This window comes from Streptomyces sp. NPDC058246 (assembly GCF_042881985.1).
In the GTDB taxonomy this organism is placed as follows: domain Bacteria; phylum Actinomycetota; class Actinomycetes; order Streptomycetales; family Streptomycetaceae; genus Streptomyces.
The window spans coordinates 1,384-2,579 of the sequence record NZ_JBHVWZ010000067.1 but is presented as its reverse complement, the minus strand read 5'-3'; the positions used below and the strand labels follow the sequence as shown (position 1 = coordinate 2,579).

Annotated in this window: 1 rRNA gene (running past one end of the window); it reads right to left on the bottom strand. The window is 56.4% G+C overall.

Annotation, left to right across the window (positions count from 1 at the left end):
• Window positions 1–21 precede the first annotated feature (21 nt).
• Window positions 22–1,196: ribosomal RNA gene (locus tag ACFVXA_RS40555) — 23S ribosomal RNA — on the bottom strand (its annotated part continues 1,383 nt past the right edge of the window); the annotation flags it as partial.

Sequence of the window (1,196 nt, the reverse complement as noted above, 5' to 3'; positions counted from 1 at the left end):
ACACAGTGGACGCGAGCAACTGAGGACAAGCCCTCGGCCTATTAGTACCAGTCACCTCCAGCGGTTACCCGCCTTCCAGATCTGGCCTATCAACCCAGTCGTCTACTGGGAGCCTTAACCCCTCAAAGGGGGTGGGAATACTCATCTCGAAGCAGGCTTCCCGCTTAGATGCTTTCAGCGGTTATCCCTCCCGAACGTAGCCAACCAGCCATGCCCTTGGCAGGACAACTGGCACACCAGAGGTTCGTCCGTCCCGGTCCTCTCGTACTAGGGACAGCCCTTCTCAATATTCCTACGCGCACAGCGGATAGGGACCGAACTGTCTCACGACGTTCTAAACCCAGCTCGCGTACCGCTTTAATGGGCGAACAGCCCAACCCTTGGGACCGACTCCAGCCCCAGGATGCGACGAGCCGACATCGAGGTGCCAAACCATCCCGTCGATATGGACTCTTGGGGAAGATCAGCCTGTTATCCCCGGGGTACCTTTTATCCGTTGAGCGACGGCGCTTCCACAAGCCACCGCCGGATCACTAGTCCCGACTTTCGTCCCTGCTCGACCCGTCGGTCTCACAGTCAAGCTCCCTTGTGCACTTACACTCAACACCTGATTGCCAACCAGGCTGAGGGAACCTTTGGGCGCCTCCGTTACTCTTTAGGAGGCAACCGCCCCAGTTAAACTACCCATCAGACACTGTCCCTGATCCGGATCACGGACCCAGGTTAGACATCCAGCACGACCAGAGTGGTATTTCAACGACGACTCCACCATGGCTGGCGCCATGACTTCACAGTCTCCCACCTATCCTACACAAGCCGAACCGAACACCAATATCAAACTGTAGTAAAGGTCCCGGGGTCTTTCCGTCCTGCTGCGCGAAACGAGCATCTTTACTCGTAGTGCAATTTCACCGGGCCTATGGTTGAGACAGTCGAGAAGTCGTTACGCCATTCGTGCAGGTCGGAACTTACCCGACAAGGAATTTCGCTACCTTAGGATGGTTATAGTTACCACCGCCGTTTACTGGCGCTTAAGTTCTCAGCTTCGCCACCCCGAAGAGTGACTAACCGGTCCCCTTAACGTTCCAGCACCGGGCAGGCGTCAGTCCGTATACATCGCCTTACGGCTTCGCACGGACCTGTGTTTTTAGTAAACAGTCGCTTCTCGCTGGTCTCTGCGGCCACCCCCAGCTCAG